The organism is Butyrivibrio sp. XBB1001, assembly GCF_000424505.1.
Taxonomy (GTDB): domain Bacteria; phylum Bacillota; class Clostridia; order Lachnospirales; family Lachnospiraceae; genus Butyrivibrio.
Genome location: NZ_AUKA01000008.1, coordinates 1 through 17,986 on the forward strand (window position 1 = coordinate 1; position 17,986 = coordinate 17,986).

Sequence of the window (17,986 nt, forward strand, 5' to 3'; positions counted from 1 at the left end):
GCCTGGTCAACTTCGTATTGAGATAACGGAAAGCGCATATGTCGAAAACTCCGATACCATCATCAAAACAACAACCAAACTTCGTGAAGCAGGCTTTGAAGTTGAAATGGACGACTTTGGAAGTGGTTACTCATCACTGAATATGTTAAAAGAAGTTATCCTTGATCGCATAAAGCTTGATCTTCGATTTATTACCGGTTCAGGCGACCAAAAGATGGGTCGGACAATACTTAGCTACATGGTCCAGATGATCCATGCTATTGGAACTTCTATTATCGCAGAAGGTGTTGAGACACTGGAACAGGCTGATTTCCTCGGAAGTCTTGGATGTGAGGAAATGCAGGGATATTATTTCTACAAGCCTATGCCGGTAGATGAGTTTGAAGCATTAACAGCATATCCCTCAAAGAAACAAAGTCAATAGAAACTAATGCCAGGCAAGGGAACACCTCTCATGCCTGGCATTATTGTTATTTCGTTAAATAATCTGATCAAGGGGTACACAGTGCTTGTCGTTTATGTCACACACTTTTTTGACTCTGTTTCTGTACTTCTCTTCCATGAGTGGCGCAGTGTTTAGCCATGTCTTTACAACCTCCATAGCCATAAGACCGCCAATTATCTTGGCTCCAAGGCACAGGATGTTTGAATCCGTATGCTGGCGAGCTAATGTGGCACATAAAGGATCCTGGCATACGGCGGCATAACAGCCATTTATCTTGTTTGCAATAAGGGCGCTTCCATAGCCCACGCCATCACAGAAAATGCCTCTCTCGCACTCCCCTTTAGCAACTGCAAGCGCTGCAGGATATACAAAGTCAGAGAGATCACAGCTCTTTTCATCATAGGTCCCGAAGTCCTCAACTTCATAGCCTTCTTTTATGAGATAAGCCTTGATTTCGTTCTTCATTGCGGTGCCAGCGTGATCGTTTGCCATAGCAATCTTCATGGGTTAGCCCTCCTAAGCTTTTCTTTGATTATATCATGGGCTAAGCCTGGTATGTAGCTTGGCAGACTTCCAGGTATTAGATTCATGTTTTTAAAGTTGGTTTTAGGTTGAAGCTGTATTATATGGCTATAAGGATATACAGATCCTTACCCCACACATACTTTCATAACACTTTTGGGCTGCCTTCGTGGTAGCCCCACCTCTCAAAATTAGTCAGGAGAGCCAGGCTCTTATCATAAAAGAGAAATAAGACATCAGTTTTCGCTGATGCGGATATGTAAAAGCATATCGATGAAGCATAGAATAATACAAACAGAGCATTGTAAGGAAAATCAATGCCGATGATAAAAGAGGTTAAAGATATGGACAAGATCAGACAATTTGGTAATCAGATGCAGTACAGGATGGCACAGTTCATGTATGGCCGCAACGGGTTTGATACACTGGCGCGGACATGCAATGGAATAGCGATCTTTCTGTTGGTAATAAACCTGTTTGCTCAGAGCAGGATAGTATATCTCTTGTGGCTTGTATTCTTTTCTTATGCATGCTTTAGGGTATATTCAAGAAACATATCTAAAAGATATGCTGAGAATCAGAAGTTCCTTAATATGACTGAGGTTCCAAGAAGATATGTTAAGCTATTTAAACTTCAGTGGCATGACAGAAAAGTGAGCAGATATTACATCTGCAAGAACTGCCATCAGCAGATAAGAGTACCAAAAGGAAAGGGCAGGATTGAGATCAGATGCCCTAAGTGCAGCGAACGTTTCATTAAAAAGACCTGATCGGTCTGGAGGATAATGTTATGATGATGGATCCCTACAAGGTTCTTGGAGTAGCCCCGGGGGCTTCAGAAGAAGAGATCAAAAAAGCACACAGAACGCTTGCGAAAAAGTATCATCCGGACTTGAATCCCGGAAATGCAGCAGCTGCTGAAAAGATGAATGAGATAAATGCAGCTTACGATATTCTTACAAAACCGGGTGCTGAGAGATACAGACAGGCACAGACATATACGCAGGAGCGTACCTATGCCGAGAAAGAGGAGACTCCTTTCGAAGAGTACGGAACATACTGGCAGTGGGGTACTCAGGATCTTGGCAGAGGCTATAACAGACCGGAAGAGAGCTGGAATACCTGGAACAACTGGACCGGTTGGAACAGGACTCCGGTATATGGCACCTCCATTCTTGGAAAGATCTTCAGATGGTTTATCATCCTGCAGCTACTGTCAATGTTCTTCAGGATGTTCATGTTCTTTTAACGATAATGAAATGAAGTCAGCTGATATGCATTCTTTTATGTGTATCAGCTTTCTTTTGCGAAAAAAGAAAAATAAGGATAGGCTTTTCTGCTAACCGGATATGTATTACCAATATGGGCAGACATATAATCATCTCATAAGAACAAAACAACCAGATTCATTTATAAGAGGTGTGGGTTATGACTGAAAAGAGATTATATAAAAGTGCAGATAAAAAGATATCAGGTGTATGTGGTGGAATTGCTGAGTACTTCGGCATAGATCCTGCAATCGTAAGGATCATCTGGGCATGCACATTCCTGTTTACAGGCGCTGGGTTAATTGCATACATTGTTGCAGCAATAGTGATGAATGAAAATCCTGGATATGAGGAAGATCACAGCGAAGACAGGTACACATATTCTTATGACTCAGAAACTATCAAAGGCTTCAAGCCGGAAGTATAGTTCTGTTCATATATCAGGCCCTCTGGTCAGATGACCAGGGGGTTTTTTATGTTTTTAGGTAATTTATAGGTTTGTACGGTATTGTGAACTTGTCAGGGGACATGGGTCCGCCTGATCACACACATTCATAACACATGGGTCGCCCTTGATTGGGCGGCCACCTCCAGACTTTACGCCTCACTTATGTGGGGCTTTTTTCATGAAATGGCGGTGCTATATTGCGAAAGCACCGGAGCTTTTGCTTAGTGGCACCACTTTTTAAGGGCATGGAAGGCGCGGAAGGGGAGAAGTAGAGCGCACCTTTGAATTAAATGGGGAACCCCTCGCCCCCAGACCCGTTCCCCAAGCCCTTCCCGGCAAATTCGTATGGTGAAGGCGGGATGTTAGCGGCTTTTCTCTACTGTGCGGCAATATGCACGTATTCAATGGAAGGCGCAAGGTGGGATAATAATGTGCGCCTTTTATCCTATAAGGGAACCCCAGACACCCTCTCCCGTTCCCTTAGACCTTCCCAATTATTCTTCGTCCCAGTCGTATTTAAATTCGTAGCCGTCCTCTGGCTCGCCTATCTCATAGCCGAGTTCATCGGATAGCTTCTCTTTTAATTCCGCGAACCAGTCGTCCCATATTTCCTCTGGTACATCTCCATAGAACTGGATCCCTGAAGGCTCTACTGAGGCTTCTATGTTTATTCCTTCTCCTGTCCAGAGTGGAGTATCTGAAGTCTCGTCATAGTATTCCATGCTTCTATAGACCTCATCTATCTTTTCCCATACCCAGTCTGGTGCTGTATAGTGGATGTTCAGGTTTGCATTTACTATCATGGGGCCTCCTTACAATGGGTTTTTGTCATATTCTTATAATGCGTTTTTTATTCCTTCTCTTTTTACTCTAGCATACTATTTGACTTTCTCTATGTTCTTTCTTTTCTTGTGGTTCTATTATTTTCTCTAATATGCTTTCTTATAGATATTCTAATACATTCTTTTGCGGGGCTTTTTGCGTGGGCTTTTGCATTGGATTTGCTTACAAGAGATCTTTTTTCTGGATCATTTGTGTACCATTCCGAGCAGCTTCGCAGGTCTGCCCGAGCTCCCAGACCAATATGCCCCTGACTTCCACCAAGGAAGTCTGAATACGTGGCATACAAGGAATTATTATAGTCCCCTTCTCCAACGGGTTCCCGGGGGAACCCCCTCTTTTTTCGTGCGTATTTTCCTGGTGCTTTCCTGCCTTTCATGTATAAATGCACTTTCCCAGTCCACCGCCTATCGGTTTGCTGATGTGCATCGTAACAGTGTCAGTCCCACCAGCAAGGGCTGCCCTACGGCGTCTCGCTTACTTGTCCCTTGCAGGTGGTCCTGCCACTGTTCCTGAAGATGCACGCAAACCCGATAGATAGGCGATGAACTCAGAAAGCACATTTATTAACACATGAAAGGATGGAAAAAAGCACATGGAAAATATCGCACGAAAAAAGGATCGCTCCCCTCCAGAAAAGCTCAGAATCTTGAAAGCACATTTCAAGGGCTTTGAAAGCCTGAAAACAGAAAACCAAAATCAAAACATATATAAGGAGAAAATGACAATGATTACAAAGAACATGATTATCGAGGGACTTGAAAACAGAGGTTACATCGTGGATGCACACACTTGCATCAAGAATGGAATTGAGAAAGAGGGTCTTTGCATCAAGAAGAATGCAGATGATACAATCGCACCCACTGTTTACGCTGATGAACTTATCGAGAGAGCAGAACTTAGCGGAATGGGAGTTGAGCAGGTCATTGACAGTGTTGTTGCCATGATTTCAAGGGAGTTTACTTTTGACGTTGAGAAGATTAACGACGTGGAGTATTTCAAGACCAATGCACGCATCGGAGTGCAGAGAGAGGGCAGCGAGGACCTTGTAAAGAGACCCACACAGTTTGAGGGCATCGAGGAATACATCTACATTGCTGATGAACACGAGGGAGAGAGCTTTTCAATCAAGGTAAGACCGCAGATGCTCGATATGTGGAGGATTGACGAAGAGACCGCTTTTGTAAGGGCAGAGGAGAACACCCACAAGGACACAAAGATAACACCACTTGGCGATGTGATAAGGAACATGATGGGCGATGATTTTGCTGATGAATTTGGAGAGGAAGCAAACAGTGTTGCGCCGATGTATGTTATCAGCAACAAGAGCCAGGTCAAGGGAGCAAGTGCGATGCTCGATACAAAGGCAATCAAGGAACTTGCGGACAGAATAGGGGTTCACGAGTTTGTACTTCTTCCGAGCAGTATCCACGAGTGCATCTTGGTTCCCAAGTTTGAGGATATGAGCCTTGATGTATTCAATAACATGGTAACAGAAGTCAACGAAACGACTGTTGACCCCATGGACAAACTCGTTGACAGAGCATATCTTCTGACCGCATAAGGCTAAAAAGACATAAAGCAGGGAGAGGGGAAACCCTCTTTCCTTCGGAAAGGAGAACGAGGAAATGACAAACGAACAGATTATATTTAACAACCGCATGGAACTTATGAAAGAGGGTATAATAGGAACCACCGGCAAGAACATCGTTATCGAGGATGAAGAGGGAAGAAAGACCCTCACCAAAGAGCCGGAGCAGATACACACTTACATGGAATGGAAAAGGCGGGGTTACACCGTAAAGCACGGAGAAAAAGCCGTTTCCGAGATCCCCATTTGGAAGTGCATGGGAGGACATAAAGGAAAGGAGGGAGAAGAACAGGGGAAGATGTTCATGAAACAGGCTTTTTTCTTTAAGGCATCCCAGGTAGAGCCGACAGAAGAGAGCAAGGCAGTTTAATACGGAGAAAAAAATGCAGCGGGCGGGAATTTATCACAGAAATCCTTTTGGCACCTGGCTGCATTTTTTGGTGGGGGAGCCGAGCCTGCCCTTTCCCCCACGCCCCCTTCCCCACACGGATAGCTGGTCCGCGGATCGGGAGAATTTAGTGCGTCCCAGCTATCCGTGCATCGGGCGGCGATGGAGACGGGAGAACTAAGTTCGCCGCCCGAATAAAGTCAGGAACCCCCCGACACCCCGGCCAGAAAGAAGACTGATTGGCCGCGCCCGGTTCCCGACACCCTCCCCAGGCAACGCCCCGCGGGGGCTAAAAAGCAGAAGATAGCCAGTCTGCTAAAAGGGTATGATCAGATGCATCCTGGCTATCAGATGCGGCGGTCGGCGATTGAAAAGGGAGAATTAAGCTCGCCGCCCGAACAAAGTCAGGAACTCCCCCGACACCCTGGCCATAAAGAAGACTGATAGGCCACGCCCGGTTCCCGACACCTTCCCCAGGGAGCGTCCCATGGGGACTTAAAGAGCGGCTAAAATCCGATTGAATCAGATTTTAGCCGCTCAGTTTTCTTTTATATATACCACACAGGAACTATCAGGTTATTGCTGTCTACTGCTGACAGCTCAGGTCTCATGCATATGATCGCGCCAGAGCCTCTTGGTGTTGTTGCTTTGTCTAATACTGAGAAAGCACCTACCAGCTCAGTGCCGGGATTGACCGATCTTTTGACCTCTATTGGATGGAGCATTCCATCACTTTCAAGGATCATATCCACTTCTTTATTGTCTTTATCCCTGTAATACCAGAAGAGGCAGTCCTTGGCTGCGTTTTTATAGGATTTGATGATCTCCATTACAACGTAGTTTTCAAGGATATGTCCTGCCAAAGCGCCATTTGCAAGGATCTCTGGTGATGAATATTTTGTCAGGTAAGCCACAAGGCCGGTATCAAAGAAATACAGCTTTGGTGTCTTGATCGTTCTATGGAGCAGGTTGTTGCTGTATGGCCGAAGCAGTGTGATGATCTCTGACTTTTCCAGTACCTGGAGCCAGCGCTTTGCGGTATCATCGTTTATTCCGACGTCTCCTGCTATGGCATGTACATTAAGCACCTCGCCTATCCTTGATGCAGCTGACCTTATGAAGTCCTGAAATAAGAGCTTGTCTACTCCCTGGATCAGGTCGCTTACATCTCTTTCGATATATGTCTGGATGTAACTGCTGTAGTAAACATCCCTGTCAGTAAACTTTCCGCTGATAAGACCGGGCATTCCACCCATCCAGATGCGTTCATATATTTCATCTAGTGTTGCCGGAGCATGTGTCTTTTTACGCTTCTTGAGTTCGTTAAGATCGACAGAAAATGGTCTGGAGACATCTTTTCCATATGCCTCGTGCTGGGAAAGTGGAGGGAGCCTTAGTATCGCTACTCTTCCTGCTAATGACTCCTGTGCCAGGTCCATGAGCTTGAAGGCTTGAGACCCTGTCAGCCAGAATGATCCCGGGGCAGCACCCTTGTCTATTGCGATCTTGATATATGAAAAGAGCTCAGGAGCATACTGCACTTCATCGATCATGACAGGAGGTTCGTGGATCTGCAGAAACATTGCAGGATCTTTCTTGGCAAGAGCACGCTCTTCCAGATCATCTAATGTGACGATCTCCCTTTCTTCTCCATGTTCCTTCATGATGGTCTCGAACAAAGTGCTCTTCCCGACCTGTCTTGCACCTGTGATCAGGATGGCCGAGTACTCTTTGTTAAGCTCTATTATCTTGGATTTAAGATCTCTTTCGATATGTCTCATGATAAATCCTTTCGGCTAAAATATGATTCAATCATATTTTAGCCGAAAATGATTGCCATATCAATAGGGGTGGGATATTAACAATTTGTTCAATCTATGTTAAAGGCATGTTAATGCTCTTTTGATACCATGTCTTTAGACAGTTAAGCAAATACTTTTTCTTTTTCATAATCGGGCGGCGCCAGAAGGCACCGCCCACCTCCTTTTTATGGGGAGATGGGAACTGCTATCAGATAAGAGATGATATACGAACGTATATGAAAGTGATATGCATTTGTATATAAAAGATGAAAACGAAGATACCTGGGATGACAGGCATCTTCGTTTTTTGTTAGGTAAAAAGCACCGCTCCGGGGTGCGTAAGGTTTAAATTGGTTCAGAATATTATAACTGCAAATGCTGCAAACAGGCTGCTTACAATGGCAGATGCAGATGCGATCATAATGACCTTTTCTTTGACAGCAGAAGCGTCAAAGTATTTATCATGTATCCTTATGGTATTTATGACCTTTGGGGAATTCTTGTGATAGTAACATGTTGATGAGCTTGAACTGTACATGGGCATGTCCTCCATAGTACAAAGAAATAAACTTACCGTGTGACTCGAAACAGTGAAACTAAAATACAATATATTGTGTCATCTAAGAGTATTATATACTAGATATTCTAAAATTAGTGTTAACAATTCGAAAGAATTTATTAAACGTTTTAGCAGTGATAATGCAGGGTGGCATCGTCTTTTTTTACATGACCAGGCTGCTGTCGCGCCATTTTGATAAGATGGCTCAAATACTTTTTTGAAGGGAAATAGCTATGGAAGAGCGGCTGGTATGTGAGACTTGCGGATGTACTTTCTTTGACCAAGAGGATGAAGGATATTATTGCTCAGACTGTGAGCGGTTCTATTCATTCTACGAAGCATTCGAGTTAATGGACAGGCAGGCTTATAGGGAATATGAAGCTGCTATTGAGGAAAGTACTGTGCTCTTCTCGATCGCGTGGGTGTTTAGATGGGATACATAGCGTTTTACAGGAAATTCAGACCGCAAATTTATGACGAGGCTAAGGGCCAGGATCATATCGTTAAGGCACTTAGGAATCAGGTAAAACATGACGTGGTCTCTCATGCATATCTTTTTCATGGTACAAGGGGAACAGGCAAGACCACGATGGCCAGGATCTTTTCGAAGGCGATTAACTGTGAGAACCCAGTGGAGGGTAATCCTTGCGGAGGGTGCGAGTTTTGCAGATCTATCACGGATGGAAGTAGTGCAAATGTTATTGAGATAGATGCGGCTTCTAATAACAAGGTCAGCGACATCAAAAGGATCCTTGAGGATGTTTCGTATCCGCCAATAAATGGGAAATGGAAGATATACATCATTGATGAGGTCCATTCGCTTAAGGGACAGAGGGGAGAGGCTTTTGATATGCTTCTAAAGACCCTGGAAGAGCCTCCGGCGCATGCGGTTTTCATCATGGCAACGACAGATCCTCAAAAAGTTCCTGCGACCATTCTATCCAGGTGCCAGCGGTATGAATTTCGGAGGATCTCAGTTGACCTTATAAAGATGACGCTTCAGAGTGTGGCGGCCTCTGAAGGGATAGATGCTGAAAACAGGGCGCTGGAATACATTGCGAGAGTGGCAGATGGGTCTATGAGAGATGCGCTGAGTATATTGGAGCATTTCGTGACAATAGGCGAAGATAGGCAGCTTACGTACAACTTTGTGGTTAAGGCTTTGGCTAAGAGTGATATGGAGAAGATGCATAAGCTGTTTCAGGCGCTATATCACAAGGATCTGCGGACATCAATACTGATCTTGTCAGAAGCTAATAGCAACGGGATCAATCTTTTTGAGTTTGTAAACGACTTCGTCTGGTTCCTTAGAAGTATTATGATTGCGCAGGTGACGGAAAATCTTGAGGATTTCTTTGATGCACCGGAGGAAACAATAAGATCTGTAAAGGAACTTGCTAAGAGCGTTGATCAGTATACAGTTGATGGTCTGGTAAGGCATTTTTCGGACCTGTCTTCTAACATAGCCCGCTCAGACCAAAAGAGAGTAATGATAGAAGCTCTGTTTGTCCGTATCTGCAGGAAGGACGATAGGCAGTCTGTTGAGAACCGGATACGGCTTCTTGAGGAGCATGAAAAAGACATTAGAAATCAAATAAGCATATAGATCAGGCGGGCTCACGAGCCTGCCATTTTCATGCGCAAAAATTTCCACATGCCTTCTTTTATCATGAAATCACAAGAACAGAAAACATAAGAGTTTATCAAAGATAGGAGCAGATGATATGGAGAATGTTAAATTTGTTCGTTCTGAAGAAAAAGGTAGAATCTTATATCTTTATTTTAAGATTCATGATAGAGTAGCCGACTTTATCAGGAAGCATACACATTATTATGAGGCTCTGCTGAGTGATTTCTTGGATACAGACAACATATATAGATATTCACTGGATGGAACTGAGTGTTCTGATGAGCTTAGGGAGCTGCTGATAGAGACCATTGAAAAGATAAGTAATGAAGGCTCTGATGACTACTTCTGTAACCATCTGATTACCAACAATGGACGAGACGTGGCTCCCAGTAAGATACATGAGCTTATGCGCGAGAAATATGGCCTTGCAGACATTGATGCAGTTGAAGATACAGAAGACTATGATCAGGGTCAGGTAGATCTTGAATGGTGGACGGCCCATTTCTTTATTTCACTTAAAAACGTAATCTTTGATGATCCTTATCCATTTGAAGGAGATGATGAGGCTCAGCCTGAGGCGATGTGCCATGAGACACTATCTTTTTCTGAGGTTTCAGATTTTCTAAAGATACTTAAATCCATCGATAAGATAGTGGTTGTCGATGATGTAAGAAAGTATGGTCCTGAAGAATTATCGAGGCTTTGTGAAGAACTAAAGGAAGATGATAAAGAGAACTAATTGATTGTTATGGAAAGGAACAGGTGATGATATGCAGATATCTATGGGAATGACGATTTTATCGCAAAAAAAGATTGAAAGGTCTGAATTTGACAGACGAATGGAAGAGCATGCTAAGTGGCTTAAAAATAATGAGGAAGGAAAGCGTGCAGACTTTAGCGATGTTGACCTCAGTGAGATGGATCTGTCTGGGATGGATTTTTCATATGCAGACATGACGGGCGTTAATCTTGGAAGCTCCAATCTTACTGGAGCTAATTTGTCTAATGCAAACTTCTGGGGAGCATATATGCACAATGCAGATTTGACGAGGGCTGTAATTGATGGCACCACTTTCTACAATGTAAACTTAACGCTCTCTAAACTCAATGAGTGCAAAGGAGAAAAGACATGTTTTAGCTTTTCTTGCATGTGGGACTGTGAGATAAAGAATGCTGTTTTAAAGAAGGCAAATTTCTTTGCGGCAGAAATCTGTAATTGTGATTTTTCCGGATCGGATTTAGAAGAAGCGCGCTTTTGCTGTGCTGACTTTGATGATTCAACATTCGAGGATACGAGGCTCTGCAATGCCGATTTCGATTTCGCCAGAAGGACGTACTGGACCGATTTTACAAACTCTGATATGACGGGACTTAGCACCGCTGACATCGATTTGGATCCTGACAATTTGAAGGGAGTAAAGGGGCTTCACATGCCTATATTCTGCCCGGAAGAGGGATCATTTATTGCATGGAAAAAGTGTAGGGAAGGAAAGATTGTGAAGTTACTGATCCCTGAGCACGCAAAGAGGAAAGGAAGTACGTTTCATTCTTGCAGAGCATCTGAAGCAGTTGTCCTGGATATTTTTGACAAGGAAGGGAATCCTGTTGATGAAGCAGTAAGCCGTGTGGACAAAGAATTTAAGTATATCAAAGGAGCTACTGTTACAGCGAAGGAAGTTGATCCTAACCGACATGGCGATGTTTCAGGAATATACTTCGAATTATCACGCGCGGAGGCTGAGGCTCTTACTGATAAGGATGAGGATGAAGAAGATAACGACTAATTCTTTATCTGCGATGCATTGCTGACATGCTTCAAGATTCTTTATGATTTCTTAATTTGTCTATGTGGAAAAAATTGCCCATAATTATTAGTAGAATGGTAGCTGACAAAGAGATCCAAATCCCGGTAAAAAGGAGCTGACATGGGCACAAAACAATCAAAAAAACTGATGCTTTTTAACCTTTTGGACATACTAAGGAAATATACAGATGAGGATCACAGGTTAAGCCAGAAGGAAATAGAGGAGCGGCTTAAGGAAGAATACGACATGACGGCTGACAGGAAGTCTATTAAGACAAACCTGATGAAGCTTGAAGAATTTGGCTATGAGATCGCCTATAGCGAGTCGATTCGTATGGTCAAAAACCCAAAGACCGGAGAGCTGGAAGAGAATTATATTCTTAGTGACTTTTATCTTGTGAGGGATTTTGAAGACAGCGAGCTGCGCCTTCTTATTGATGGACTTCTTTTTTCCAAGCATCTGCCTTACAGCCAGTGTAAAGAGCTTGTTGAAAAGATCGAGAAGCTTTCAAATATCTATTTTAGGTCCAGGGTTAAGCATATTGCTACAATGCCAAAGGACAGGACAAATAATAAGCAGCTATTTTATAACATAGACGTCATTGATGAGGCTATCAACGAAAAGAAAAAGATAGCCTTCAAGTACGTGGAATATGGAACAGACCTTAAGCAGCATCCAAAGAAGGATGATAACGGGAAGGATCGGGTATATGTTGTAAGCCCCTACCAGATGGCTGCTAAAGAAGGGAAATACTATCTTATCTGCAATTATGACCAGTACGAGGATATATCTAACTACCGTGTGGATCGAATCGTAGATATTGAGAAGTTGGATGAGACGGCGAAGTCCTTTAGTAAGCTCAAAGGTGCGAACGGACAGGCCTTGGACCTTTCAAAGTATATGAAAGAGCATGTTTATATGTATAGCAGCGATACTTCCAGGGCAAAGCTCAGGATAGTCAATGCCATGATAAGCGATATTGTTGATATGTTTGGAAGTGATGTTCGTTTCTATGATCAGGATGATACTCATGTAAGCGTTGCAGTAAATGCCAATGAGACGTCGGTGCTGCAGTTTGCAAAGAACTATGCTCCGGATGTAGTTATTTTAGAGCCAAAAGAATTGAGAGATAGAGCGATTGAGGATTTGAAGAAAGGACTGAAAGGGTATGAGCAAAAATAATAAGGATGGTTTTTATACCTTAGATTTTGATGAGCATGGAATGCTGATACTTAATAGAAAAAATGCACAATTGATCAATGCGTGTATAGCGATTGATTCTAAATATGCTGAAGCCAGCAACGAGGAGAACAAGGAATCCTCGTGTGCTTATATCATAGAGAACCAAGATAATTTGTTGGATTTGAAAATAATGAAAGAGATATGCAGGCGATTGGATAAAGAAAACTCAACGCATCTGGCTGCTTCAGGCAGTAAAAAAGGCGATAATAAAGGTATTGATCAAACTACTGAGACTATTTGTAATATCCGCAATTTGAAGCAGAGGCTAAAGGATGGCGATGCAGAGTTGGTGACAACGATCTCTGAAGCCGTTCGTGCTTCTGATGGTAAAATACGTAATACATTTAGCTTTGCTTCTAAGTTTTGTACTTTTCTATGTAGGTACTTATTCGAAGGCCAAGAAGCAGACAATTATTCAATATATGACAGTGCTTTGGAATATGTAATCCCATATTATGCATTGGTTTACTTGAATGATTATGACCGCGAAATGGTTAAGAATAAGCATGTAATCAGGAGAACTTTTTTTGATAAGCGTAATTATGATGGTTACAGAAAACTCATAGATGATATACGAGAGAAAGCACACCCCGAGAATGAAGAAAAATTAAGCAGAAAAGATTTTGATAATGTACTTTGGTATTACTATAAAGGGCGGGAAAGAACGGTAAAAAATGTATTGCAGAATCTCCGCTAAGGAATGTAGAGTTTATGAGGGGGACGTACATGCAAGAAAACGGTGGACATTTTTTGTCCATGACGCTTTGTATTATGGGACGATGCAGTTTGCATCGTCCTTTTTTACTTCAACCAGACTGTTGTCGTGATGCTCTGATAGGATTAGCAAAACTGAAAACGATTATGGAATGGCGATTTTTATGTACAAAAAATTCCCCACAGGGACATTTATAATGTGACCATAAGATAGCAGAGAAGCACTAAAATGCAGGAGTTTACTATGAGCAAGGAAGGAATAAGAGGAGTGTTCTGGCTGGTAGAAGATGAGCTGGTTATTGTCAGATATGAAGAAGGAGTAACTGAAGGACTATCCAAATCAGGAAATAACTACAATCATGAGAGGCTTTGGGAGAGCGTTAAGCCAAAGGGATGCAATAAGAAATATGATTATTATCCACGTGGAAGAGTAGAGGTTTCAAATAAGGGAAAGCCCGTTGTTTATATGAGCCCTTACATAGGAAATGAACAGATACAAACTGTTCTGAAGACGCTTGGGATAGATGTCGAGCCCATTATACATATAGATGGCAGCAAGCATTACCATTGTCACTTTGATGAGGAGAACTGAAGGCGCTACAGCAGGAGGTAAAGAGATGGTTTTTTATGAGTTTTTATATAGCTATACAAGAAGGGAAATAGTTGAAGAAGCTGAAGAAAATGTATCTAAAGCACGTAAGAATAAGCGGAACGAATTTGCGGATTTTGTGAGTGATTTAAATTCGCAGCTCGGGCCAGAATGCGGCTTAGAGGGTAATATATCTATGCTTATTGTTGCTGTAAATGAAAATGAGCTGACCGTTCTTGCTGGTTGTAGCCTTGAAAATGTATCTTTGAAAAAATGTAAGGATTTTGTTAGCAAGACATTAGCGGATTCTGATAAAGCTATTGAAAATGTGTCATTTAAATCGCAGAAAGAAATATGCCCTTATGAGGTCAATGAACTGTATAGGAAGGCCGATCGTCAGGATTTGATACCATGGCAATGTAGGAACTTTACTGATGAACTTCTTATAGACTATTTCCATGGTGCAAACAATTTCAATGTCAAAGAAAAGTGTATCAGTAAAAAAATGACGTATAAGCAGGCTGTAAAGAAAGCAGAAGAGCTGATGGCAGATGATACGCTGATAGAGGAATTGAAGAGGATATATTCGAACGATAATTCCAGGAAGTACTGCGGCAATCCTGTTCATTACAAAATCATTGTTGGCGATTACCAGGCTGCAGAATCAATCAGCGAGCTACTTATCAGCGCACTTTGGTCAAACAACCGCGTTTTGGGTACAAGAATAGAAAAACTGACATCTATTGGTGAACGGGCATATCGAAATGAAGATGAACTGGATAAGATTTTTCAGGTTGCACAGGGAAATGCTGTTTCAATCGATATGTCAGGTGATGATGGAATGCATGGAGTATATGCATCTGCTTACGAGCAGGTTACGGAGCAGCTTAACTCTTTTGTAAAAGATTATGGACTGTATACATTGTGCTTCTTTATTGAAAACACATCTAACCCGGGCTTCTCTAATGCTATGATTTCTAAGGCGGTTGAGAATATAAGTATCATAGAGCTAAAAGAAGGAGCGGGAGATTACAATAAGTCCTTCAGATTCTTTCAAAAGCTTGCAAAAGAACATGATAGTGTTGTGACGGAAGAAGACTTTTATAGCGTACTTTCTAAGAAAAAGCTTTATACCGTTGCAGAAGTTTATAAGGCGTTCAATACCTGGTACGGAAGAAGCCTTAAGGAGCGGATTTATAAAGCCTATAAGGCTTGTGATGTGGTTAAGGTGGATAAAAAAGGACCTGAATCAGAACCATATAAAGAGCTTAAGGAAATGATAGGTCTTTCAGAAATCAAGAATGTTGTCGATCAGATAATCGATTCTGGAAAGGCCCGAAAGTTAAGGTCAAAGATGGGACTGGATACATATTCGAACTCTATGCATATGATATTTACTGGCAATCCTGGTAGCGCTAAGACTTCTGTAGCAAGACTTCTAGCCCAGATATTAAAGAAAGAAGGTGTCCTTGAGAGCGGAAATTATGTGGAAGTAGGACGTGCTGATCTTATTGCCAGGTATGTAGGATGGACAGCAAAGACTGTATGCGAGAAGTTTAGAGAAGCTAATGGAGGAATTCTCTTTATTGATGAAGCGTATTCTCTTGTTGATGGTTCAAATTCTTTTGGCGATGAGGCAATAAACACTATAGTACAAGAAATGGAAAACCACAGAGAAGATGTGATTGTGATTTTTGCTGGATATCCTGAAAAAATGAAAGAGTTCCTTGATAAGAATGAGGGCCTTAGAAGTAGGATTGCATTCCATCTTGACTTCCCGGATTATAAAGCTGATGAAATGTGGCAGATCCTGAAGCTAATGGCTGAAAAGAGAGGATTTATGCTTTCTGAAGACGTTGAACCAAAATCTATGGAGATATTTAAGGAAGCATGCTCCCACGAGGAGTTTGGTAATGGACGATTTGCCCGTAACCTATTAGAACAGGCAGAAATGCGTCAGTCACAGAGGCTCTTTAGGGAAAACAAGGGCAAGAAGATCTCCAAAGAGAAGATTATGCAGCTTAAAGCGGAGGACTTTGAAACAGTAGCTGGCAACCAGTTTAAAGAGAAAAAACAGGGAATTGGTTTTGCGGTATGATAGGTGGACATTTATTGTCCTCGATGTATAGTAGAGTATTATAAGGTTTTTTAGGGGGCATTATGTCAACGTACGCGGTGGCAGATATACATGGACAACTGAATACTTTTCTTGCTGGGCTTAAAGTGATTGGGTTTTCTCCAGAAGATAAGATATATGTCTTAGGTGATGCCGTAGACAGAGGCCCTGACGGGATAAAGGTTCTTCAGAGAATCATGGCAGAGCCTAACATGGACCTAATCATTGGAAACCATGAGTTCATGATGCTTAATTCTGTGGATTCCAGCGGCAAAAATGAGTGGAACGGAAGAGACTGGGACCTTTGGTTATTCTACAACGGTGGCGATAAGACGTTTTCACAGTACGAGACATTAAAGAAAGCCGAAAGAAAAGAACTATTGAAATGGCTTAATGACCGGTATGTCATGATGACAATGGAAGTGGAAGGCAGAAAAATTTGTCTTTCCCATTCATATTATAAGAATGGTCTTGAGAATCTGAAGTACAAAGAGATGAGCTACAAAGATGTTTGGAACATTGTCTGGACTTCAATATACCGTGATGATTATGAGACTCAGGGTGAGAACATCTATGGTGACTATGACTATACATTTGTCACAGGACATGTTCCGGTACAACGGATTCGCAAATGGATCGAGGTTGAGGAAGACTTTGGGTGTTTGAAGTCCTTTAGAAAAGGCAATCTTATCGATATTGATGGTGGATGCTCTTTCGGAGAAATCGAAGAAGTTGATAATGGACTGATCTTCTTGCGTCTTGAGGACATGGAGGAATTCCCGGTTTCATTTGTCAGTTGATTAAAGCCAGGTCTCCCTGGCTTTAATGGTTTAGCTTGGCTTATGAAGCAAAAACTCTGGAATCTGCAGTTGGACAGGCTTGGCTTTTGGCTTTGGTTGAATGTTTGAGATGGTTGGAATGTCCGAAGCCTGTTTGGCATTTTTGAGAAAATCCAGATTAGGGTTTATCTGAGGCAATGGCTCTTTAGGAGTGGAAAGCACCTTCGATGTAAACTCTTTTGGATCAGGAGTTGTAGTTTCCTGAGCAGTAGAAATCTGCTTCATTCCTGTGGCAATGACAGTGACAACTATATCTTCAGCTGTTGGGTCTCCGCTTACTGTGCCCCAGAAGATGTTAACGTTGTCGCCAGCCTGTTCTCTTATGTAGGAAACAGCCTTGTTGAGCGCAACAAGGTCAACTCTGCCGCTGGTGTTCAGGAGAATATTGGACGCGCCGGTTATTCTGGTGTCAAGAAGTTGAGAGCTGATGGCCTTTTCTACTGCTTCAACGATTGTTTCTTCTCCGGAAGCTATTCCAATGCCGAATAAGCCATAGCCTTTGTCTTTTAACGTGGAACGGAGATCATTAAAGTCGAGATTTATGGTTCCGTGATTGAAGATGATGTTAGTGATACCTTCAATTGTGTATCGTAGAACAGAATCGCACAGGGTAAAGGCCTCATCGAGAAAGAACTGCTTATCAGTGATTGTGAGGAGCTTATCGTTAGGGATTACCAGAAGGGTGTCGATGTTCTGCTCAAGCTTTTTTAGTCCGGTCTGAGCTGCATAGACTCTGGGCTTGCTTTCAAAAGAGAAAGGCATTGTAACTACAGCGACTGTAAGGATTCCCAGATTCTTGCATATCTGAGCTACGACAGGAATGGCGCCGGTCCCAGTACCGCCGCCCATTCCGCAGGTTAGGATTACCATATTTGCATCATGGACGAGCTCTGCGATATCTTCCTCGCTCTCTTTTGCGGCGGACTCCCCTACAGTAGGGTCGCCGCCGGCACCAAATCCCTGAGTGAGTTTTGTGCCGAGTTGAAGCCGTTTTGTTGCTGGGCATTTATCCAGAGTCATGGAATCAGTGTTAAGTGCTGCATATGTAACATAATCGGATGCCTTTTCAATCATCCTTGTTATGGCGTTGTTTCCCCCACCGCCAATGCCAATGACCATGACTTTTGGCATGGTTTTGCTGTTTGCAAAAGATTCTTTTATCTCAAGCATGTTTACCTCCCGTTTGCA

General features: G+C 42.6%; 21 protein-coding genes. 15 read left to right on the forward strand and 6 right to left on the reverse strand.

From position 1 onward, the window contains the following. Nucleotides 1-424, forward strand: a 424-nt coding sequence (locus G631_RS18585) for an EAL domain-containing protein (RefSeq protein ID WP_026512539.1), incomplete at its 5' end; no start/stop codon positions are given. A gap of 54 nt (nt 425-478) precedes the next feature. Here the strand turns inward: G631_RS18585 and G631_RS0108510 are convergent. Next, on the reverse strand, nt 479-949 hold the full coding sequence (locus G631_RS0108510) for an RpiB/LacA/LacB family sugar-phosphate isomerase (protein WP_022769249.1): 471 nt from the start codon (nt 947-949) through the stop codon (nt 479-481). Nucleotides 950-1,311: 362 nt separating this feature from the next. On the opposite strand from G631_RS0108510, the gene G631_RS0108515 reads away from it, so the two are divergent. The 3 genes from G631_RS0108515 (at nt 1,312) to G631_RS18595 (ending at nt 2,662) form a co-directional block, all read left to right on the forward strand. Beyond that, nucleotides 1,312-1,737 (forward strand): hypothetical protein, encoded by a 426-nt coding sequence (locus G631_RS0108515; protein WP_155828067.1) that lies wholly within the window; start codon nt 1,312-1,314, stop codon nt 1,735-1,737. Nucleotides 1,738-1,757: 20 nt separating this feature from the next. Beyond that, nucleotides 1,758-2,216, forward strand: a complete 459-nt coding sequence (locus G631_RS20165; RefSeq protein WP_026489094.1) for a DnaJ domain-containing protein — start codon at nt 1,758-1,760, stop codon at nt 2,214-2,216. 179 nt (nt 2,217-2,395) lie between these two features. Further along, on the forward strand, nt 2,396-2,662 hold the full coding sequence (locus G631_RS18595; protein WP_029232577.1) for a PspC domain-containing protein: 267 nt from the start codon (nt 2,396-2,398) through the stop codon (nt 2,660-2,662). A 515-nt stretch (nt 2,663-3,177) separates the two neighbouring features. Here the strand turns inward: G631_RS18595 and G631_RS0108530 are convergent. Both G631_RS0108530 and G631_RS0108535 read right to left on the reverse strand, forming a co-directional pair. Beyond that, nucleotides 3,178-3,486, reverse strand: a complete 309-nt coding sequence (locus tag G631_RS0108530) for a hypothetical protein (RefSeq protein WP_022769245.1) — start codon at nt 3,484-3,486, stop codon at nt 3,178-3,180. A gap of 89 nt (nt 3,487-3,575) precedes the next feature. After that, nucleotides 3,576-3,902 (reverse strand): hypothetical protein, encoded by a 327-nt coding sequence (locus tag G631_RS0108535; RefSeq protein WP_026489095.1) that lies wholly within the window; start codon nt 3,900-3,902, stop codon nt 3,576-3,578. 348 nt (nt 3,903-4,250) lie between these two features. Here G631_RS0108535 and G631_RS0108540 point away from each other — a divergent pair, with 348 nt between their 5' ends. Further along, complete coding sequence (locus G631_RS0108540; protein ID WP_081647148.1) at nt 4,251-5,087, forward strand: DUF5688 family protein; 837 nt, start codon at nt 4,251-4,253, stop codon at nt 5,085-5,087. A gap of 64 nt (nt 5,088-5,151) precedes the next feature. After that, a complete protein-coding gene (locus G631_RS0108545) occupies nt 5,152-5,484 on the forward strand; it encodes a hypothetical protein (protein WP_022769241.1) in 333 nt (110 codons plus the stop codon). A gap of 566 nt (nt 5,485-6,050) precedes the next feature. Here the strand turns inward: G631_RS0108545 and G631_RS0108550 are convergent. Further along, nucleotides 6,051-7,283 carry an ATP-binding protein gene (locus tag G631_RS0108550; protein ID WP_026489096.1) on the reverse strand — a complete coding sequence of 411 codons (1,233 nt, stop codon included), beginning with the start codon at nt 7,281-7,283 and terminating at the stop codon, nt 6,051-6,053. A 376-nt stretch (nt 7,284-7,659) separates the two neighbouring features. Further along, nucleotides 7,660-7,842: a hypothetical protein gene (locus tag G631_RS0108555; RefSeq protein WP_026489097.1), complete on the reverse strand. Its 183-nt coding sequence runs from the start codon at nt 7,840-7,842 to the stop codon at nt 7,660-7,662. A 254-nt stretch (nt 7,843-8,096) separates the two neighbouring features. Here G631_RS0108555 and G631_RS0108560 point away from each other — a divergent pair, with 254 nt between their 5' ends. The 9 genes from G631_RS0108560 (at nt 8,097) to G631_RS0108600 (ending at nt 16,759) form a co-directional block, all read left to right on the forward strand. Next, nucleotides 8,097-8,306 carry a hypothetical protein gene (locus G631_RS0108560; RefSeq protein WP_026489098.1) on the forward strand — a complete coding sequence of 70 codons (210 nt, stop codon included), beginning with the start codon at nt 8,097-8,099 and terminating at the stop codon, nt 8,304-8,306. Beyond that, entirely contained in the window at nt 8,294-9,469 is a 1,176-nt protein-coding gene (gene dnaX, locus G631_RS18600; protein ID WP_035789576.1) for a DNA polymerase III subunit gamma/tau, read from the forward strand. Before G631_RS0108560 ends, dnaX begins: the two co-directional genes overlap by 13 nt. Before the next feature lie 118 nt (nt 9,470-9,587). Further along, complete coding sequence (locus tag G631_RS0108570) at nt 9,588-10,232, forward strand: hypothetical protein (protein WP_026489099.1); 645 nt, start codon at nt 9,588-9,590, stop codon at nt 10,230-10,232. A 4-nt stretch (nt 10,233-10,236) separates the two neighbouring features. Next, the gene (locus tag G631_RS20170) at nt 10,237-11,277 is read left to right on the forward strand and encodes a pentapeptide repeat-containing protein (RefSeq protein WP_051197060.1); all 1,041 of its coding nucleotides are present in this window, start codon (nt 10,237-10,239) and stop codon (nt 11,275-11,277) included. 141 nt (nt 11,278-11,418) lie between these two features. Beyond that, nucleotides 11,419-12,480 (forward strand): helix-turn-helix transcriptional regulator, encoded by a 1,062-nt coding sequence (locus G631_RS0108580; protein ID WP_026489100.1) that lies wholly within the window; start codon nt 11,419-11,421, stop codon nt 12,478-12,480. After that, nucleotides 12,467-13,237 carry a hypothetical protein gene (locus G631_RS0108585; RefSeq protein ID WP_026489101.1) on the forward strand — a complete coding sequence of 257 codons (771 nt, stop codon included), beginning with the start codon at nt 12,467-12,469 and terminating at the stop codon, nt 13,235-13,237. Before G631_RS0108580 ends, G631_RS0108585 begins: the two co-directional genes overlap by 14 nt. Before the next feature lie 261 nt (nt 13,238-13,498). After that, complete coding sequence (locus tag G631_RS0108590) at nt 13,499-13,846, forward strand: hypothetical protein (protein WP_026489102.1); 348 nt, start codon at nt 13,499-13,501, stop codon at nt 13,844-13,846. A gap of 25 nt (nt 13,847-13,871) precedes the next feature. Further along, nucleotides 13,872-15,941 (forward strand): AAA family ATPase, encoded by a 2,070-nt coding sequence (locus G631_RS20175; RefSeq protein WP_051197062.1) that lies wholly within the window; start codon nt 13,872-13,874, stop codon nt 15,939-15,941. Nucleotides 15,942-16,003: 62 nt separating this feature from the next. Beyond that, on the forward strand, nt 16,004-16,759 hold the full coding sequence (locus G631_RS0108600) for a metallophosphoesterase (protein WP_026489103.1): 756 nt from the start codon (nt 16,004-16,006) through the stop codon (nt 16,757-16,759). A 30-nt stretch (nt 16,760-16,789) separates the two neighbouring features. On the opposite strand, the gene ftsZ is transcribed toward G631_RS0108600, so the two are convergent. Beyond that, nucleotides 16,790-17,968 (reverse strand): cell division protein FtsZ, encoded by a 1,179-nt coding sequence (ftsZ, locus tag G631_RS0108605; RefSeq protein ID WP_026489104.1) that lies wholly within the window; start codon nt 17,966-17,968, stop codon nt 16,790-16,792. Nucleotides 17,969-17,986 lie beyond the last annotated feature (18 nt).

Excerpts from the sequence above, each read along its gene's own strand:
- ftsZ (WP_026489104.1), bottom strand. The coding sequence starts at position 17,968 with ATGCTTGAGATAAAAGAATCTTTTGCAAACAGCAAAACCATGCCAAAA.
- G631_RS0108555 (WP_026489097.1), bottom strand. The coding sequence starts at position 7,842 with ATGTACAGTTCAAGCTCATCAACATGTTACTATCACAAGAATTCCCCA.
- G631_RS0108580 (WP_026489100.1), top strand. The coding sequence starts at position 11,419 with ATGGGCACAAAACAATCAAAAAAACTGATGCTTTTTAACCTTTTGGAC.
- G631_RS0108530 (WP_022769245.1), bottom strand. The coding sequence starts at position 3,486 with ATGATAGTAAATGCAAACCTGAACATCCACTATACAGCACCAGACTGG.
- G631_RS0108535 (WP_026489095.1), bottom strand. The coding sequence starts at position 3,902 with ATGAAAGGCAGGAAAGCACCAGGAAAATACGCACGAAAAAAGAGGGGG.
- G631_RS20175 (WP_051197062.1), top strand. The coding sequence starts at position 13,872 with ATGGTTTTTTATGAGTTTTTATATAGCTATACAAGAAGGGAAATAGTT.
- G631_RS0108600 (WP_026489103.1), top strand. The coding sequence starts at position 16,004 with ATGTCAACGTACGCGGTGGCAGATATACATGGACAACTGAATACTTTT.
- G631_RS0108515 (WP_155828067.1), top strand. The coding sequence starts at position 1,312 with ATGGACAAGATCAGACAATTTGGTAATCAGATGCAGTACAGGATGGCA.
- G631_RS0108550 (WP_026489096.1), bottom strand. The coding sequence starts at position 7,283 with ATGAGACATATCGAAAGAGATCTTAAATCCAAGATAATAGAGCTTAAC.
- dnaX (WP_035789576.1), top strand. The coding sequence starts at position 8,294 with ATGGGATACATAGCGTTTTACAGGAAATTCAGACCGCAAATTTATGAC.
- G631_RS0108590 (WP_026489102.1), top strand. The coding sequence starts at position 13,499 with ATGAGCAAGGAAGGAATAAGAGGAGTGTTCTGGCTGGTAGAAGATGAG.
- G631_RS0108510 (WP_022769249.1), bottom strand. The coding sequence starts at position 949 with ATGAAGATTGCTATGGCAAACGATCACGCTGGCACCGCAATGAAGAAC.
- G631_RS18595 (WP_029232577.1), top strand. The coding sequence starts at position 2,396 with ATGACTGAAAAGAGATTATATAAAAGTGCAGATAAAAAGATATCAGGT.
- G631_RS0108570 (WP_026489099.1), top strand. The coding sequence starts at position 9,588 with ATGGAGAATGTTAAATTTGTTCGTTCTGAAGAAAAAGGTAGAATCTTA.
- G631_RS0108585 (WP_026489101.1), top strand. The coding sequence starts at position 12,467 with ATGAGCAAAAATAATAAGGATGGTTTTTATACCTTAGATTTTGATGAG.
- G631_RS0108560 (WP_026489098.1), top strand. The coding sequence starts at position 8,097 with ATGGAAGAGCGGCTGGTATGTGAGACTTGCGGATGTACTTTCTTTGAC.
- G631_RS0108545 (WP_022769241.1), top strand. The coding sequence starts at position 5,152 with ATGACAAACGAACAGATTATATTTAACAACCGCATGGAACTTATGAAA.
- G631_RS0108540 (WP_081647148.1), top strand. The coding sequence starts at position 4,251 with ATGATTACAAAGAACATGATTATCGAGGGACTTGAAAACAGAGGTTAC.
- G631_RS20165 (WP_026489094.1), top strand. The coding sequence starts at position 1,758 with ATGATGATGGATCCCTACAAGGTTCTTGGAGTAGCCCCGGGGGCTTCA.